The sequence below is a fragment of the Gammaproteobacteria bacterium CG11_big_fil_rev_8_21_14_0_20_46_22 genome, assembly GCA_002796245.1.
Lineage (GTDB): Bacteria > Pseudomonadota > Gammaproteobacteria > UBA12402 > UBA12402 > 1-14-0-20-46-22.
The window spans coordinates 1-3,048 of record PCWT01000011.1 but is presented as its reverse complement, the minus strand read 5'-3'; the positions used below and the strand labels follow the sequence as shown (position 1 = coordinate 3,048).

General features: G+C 45.8%; 5 protein-coding genes. 2 read left to right on the top strand and 3 right to left on the bottom strand.

The window, feature by feature from the left end:
• Positions 1 to 339: 339 nt before the first annotated feature.
• A complete protein-coding gene (locus COV52_01200; GenBank protein PIR11972.1) occupies positions 340 to 609 on the bottom strand; it encodes a hypothetical protein in 270 nt (89 codons plus the stop codon).
• Between the two features lie 240 nt (positions 610 to 849).
• On the opposite strand from COV52_01200, the gene COV52_01195 reads away from it, so the two are divergent.
• The gene (locus COV52_01195; GenBank protein PIR11971.1) at positions 850 to 1,140 is read left to right on the top strand and encodes a hypothetical protein; all 291 of its coding nucleotides are present in this window, start codon (positions 850 to 852) and stop codon (positions 1,138 to 1,140) included.
• A 15-nt stretch (positions 1,141 to 1,155) separates the two neighbouring features.
• On the opposite strand, the gene COV52_01190 is transcribed toward COV52_01195, so the two are convergent.
• A complete protein-coding gene (locus COV52_01190) occupies positions 1,156 to 1,875 on the bottom strand; it encodes a hypothetical protein (GenBank protein ID PIR11973.1) in 720 nt (239 codons plus the stop codon).
• Positions 1,876 to 2,117: 242 nt separating this feature from the next.
• Between COV52_01190 and COV52_01185 the strand changes: the two genes are divergently transcribed.
• On the top strand, positions 2,118 to 2,789 hold the full coding sequence (locus tag COV52_01185) for a hypothetical protein (GenBank protein PIR11970.1): 672 nt from the start codon (positions 2,118 to 2,120) through the stop codon (positions 2,787 to 2,789).
• A 56-nt stretch (positions 2,790 to 2,845) separates the two neighbouring features.
• Here COV52_01185 and COV52_01180 read toward each other — a convergent pair.
• Positions 2,846 to 3,048: hypothetical protein (locus COV52_01180; GenBank protein ID PIR11969.1), on the bottom strand; the 203-nt coding region annotated here is incomplete at its 5' end.

Genomic DNA, 3,048 nt, shown 5'->3' with positions numbered 1-3,048 from the left:
ATGCACGTAACTCGCCCACAGTGGCGCCAAAAAACCACCCGCCACGACAATAATCACATTAATCACCAACAACGGGATCATGAAACCCAAATCCCGATTTAGGCGCTGCTTAGTAGCGAAATCAGCGCTAACTTGGCGAAGCCTGGCTTATTAGCGTCATAAAATATCGACTTTGAAGCGGTATATGAAGGCAAAGCCATCAAAGATTAAACGATTTTCCATGGAAATAAGCTGATATAGGCACCCTCAATCATGATTCAGTAAGTCCGCGACATAGAGGTCTCGTCAGATGGTTTTATCCGACTGTTTTGTTCGCTCATTAGGAAAGGTCGAGGGCAACTAAGGTGCTTGAGGCGCTTGGTCGAGGTATTGTAGTGATGTGCATATGTTTTGGAGTAACTTGTGGTGAGTAACGCTTAGCTTTAAATAAACTTTCCGACCATGACGAACGACTTTTCCGGCCAAAGCGTACAGTCGCCAACGGATGGTTTTGGCGCGACTGTTTTCATAGCCTTCCGGTAAATGCATCCGCATTAAAGCAAACAAGTTAAACGCCAGAGTACACAGCGCGAAATAAAGCGCGTTTGCATCAAAGTCTTGGCAAGGCATACGATCGGCAGCAAAATCACGCTTGAGTTCTTTGATAAGCTGTTAAGGCATCAAATATATTTATTTTCCGCCTGCCTCTATATCGCCAACCCATTTAACGGCACGATATACACTTTCCCAGCTTGTCCTAAATATATTACCCGTCTCTTTCCAGGATAAATGCTTTGCCTACCTAGCTCAAAACAGCTGATAGCTTTTTGTCATTTACTCCTTACCTTGCGCCCATGGCACTCGCTCTACATGAGTGCAGCGGTTCCCGGCGAAAAACGGCCAAAATCCACTGAACTTGGGGTTTCTTTAGAAACTGATTGCGAAAGCGTTCTTCCAGGCGTCCCTGCAACCCTTGCTACCGTTGAGCTTGTGGCTTCGCCGGGAGCTCCTGACATGAGTGCCGTGCTCTTTACAATTCACTCGATGGGGAGCATAACGAAAATAGATGGGTATATCCCAAATGGGTACACACTGATAATAACGATGAGCTTGCGTGTCATACGTAGGCCATTATCAAAAACGCACTTGGACAAGATGTAAAAGCAATTGCTGAGTTTAAAAATGATACGTCGCTGTGACATTAAAAACACGACGGAAGTAGTCAGCATCCTTATACTCAACCGAGTTTCCTGATGGGCGCTCCACAAAATCAAAGCCATTATCAGCAAAGGTGTAAAATAAAGTGTAATTTGCGCCAAGAGAAAAGTGTTTCGTGAGCGCATAATTAACACCCAGCATGCCCTGCACAGACGGGCGGCGAATATATGCCAAACCTTCGTAAGAAGCCTCCTCCAAGCGCTTGTTCTGAACACGAACCTCTGTATAACCAAGCCCTGCACCTAAATACGGCGTAAATTTAGTGTGGTTTTTTAGATCAAAATAGCCATTTAACATCCCGGAATAAGCGCGCGCGCTACCACTCATCTTTTCATCGAACCCCGTGAATTTAACGCGATACACATCTTGTCCAATATACAAAGCCTGCAATTCTACTCGCCAGTGGGCATTAAAACGATAGCCCAAAGCGGCTGAAAAAGACGCGCCAGGATGATAGGAGGTTTTTACCTGTCCGCCATTAGACTTGTTAGTCCATTTATCGGTTGCAGCAGGTACATAGCCCCCTTGCAATGCAAGATAAATACCTCGATCACTCGTTTCACCGAGTGCAGGTGCACTACCGACGCTTTTGTGCGGTATACTGGGTTTGGCGCTGGCCACCTTGTGCTTTAACGTTGGCACCGCTGCCGCAAATGTCAGCAAAGGCGACGCCGCCATGATTAAAGCGAGAAGAACAAAACAAGGCTTACGCATAACCCCTCCAAGAAAAATTTTCCCATCATACAGTAAGCTTAAGCATTTTCTCAAGCCTTTAAGCCACCTATTTTTAGCAGAACAATTTTCTTGATAAATAAGAATTGCACGCCACTAAGAAACCAACAAGCTATGACATATATCATCCTAAATTAAAAACTAACGCGCTAGACTCTCGTCGTTTTTAATCTTTTGGGAGAGATATCATGAAAATAAAAAAACTGGCCTTGGCCGCGTGTGGCGCCAGCCTACTGGTGTCTGGTGCGTTCGCCGCAAGTAGCACCTTGGGCCAAAACCTTGTTAATAATACGCCGAACTACCACTGGCTTGTTAGGCTGCGTGGTATCGCTGTCGTGCCTGACGCGCACAGCTCAAGTATTAGCACCATAGGCGGCCATGTTAACGACATCAGTAGCGCCTATGTCCCAGAGCTCGATTTCAGTTACTTTTTCACAAAACATATTTCGACAGAACTCATTCTTGCCACAACACGCCATAACCTCACTGCCACTGGCACAAGCTTAGGCAAAGTGGATTTGGGCAGCGTGTTTTTATTGCCGCCAACGCTTACCGCTCAATGGCACTTCTTACCAGATAGCAAGTTTGATCCCTATGCAGGCGTCGGTATTAACTACACTCTTTTCTACCATGTCAACTCTGGCCCGACTGCCAGCAAGATCCATTACAGCAATAGTGTCGGCCCTGCTTTCGACATCGGCGCTGATTATAAATTAAATAAGCGATGGGCGCTGAACGTTGACGTGAAAAAAATCTATATTTCAACAAACGCACACGTCTATGTAGGCAGCTCGGTGCTTCGCTCTGATGTCGATATTAACCCTTGGGTATTCGGTGTCGGCGTTGGTTATTTCTTCTAAGCAAAACACGATATCACCTGCGCGGAAAACCCGCGTAGGTGATGGAGCGCTATGAATTAAACTCGCTTGTGTCGTGCAAGCTGTAAAGCAAAAACTAAGCCTAACGCAGCAATAATAAGCATCACAGTAAAAACACCGCGAAAACCAAAACTGTGCGCCACATAGGCACTGATCAATGCGCCCAAACCCAAGGCAATATTATAAAAACCGTTCCAAATACCCCAGGCTGTGGTTGTCTTATTTTTAGGCATATGACGCT

Bases quoted from the DNA above. Each gene is read 5' to 3' on its own strand.
- COV52_01200 (PIR11972.1), bottom strand. From the start codon at position 609: ATGCCTTGCCAAGACTTTGATGCAAACGCGCTTTATTTCGCGCTGTGT.
- COV52_01195 (PIR11971.1), top strand. From the start codon at position 850: ATGAGTGCAGCGGTTCCCGGCGAAAAACGGCCAAAATCCACTGAACTT.
- COV52_01185 (PIR11970.1), top strand. From the start codon at position 2,118: ATGAAAATAAAAAAACTGGCCTTGGCCGCGTGTGGCGCCAGCCTACTG.
- COV52_01190 (PIR11973.1), bottom strand. From the start codon at position 1,875: ATGGCGGCGTCGCCTTTGCTGACATTTGCGGCAGCGGTGCCAACGTTA.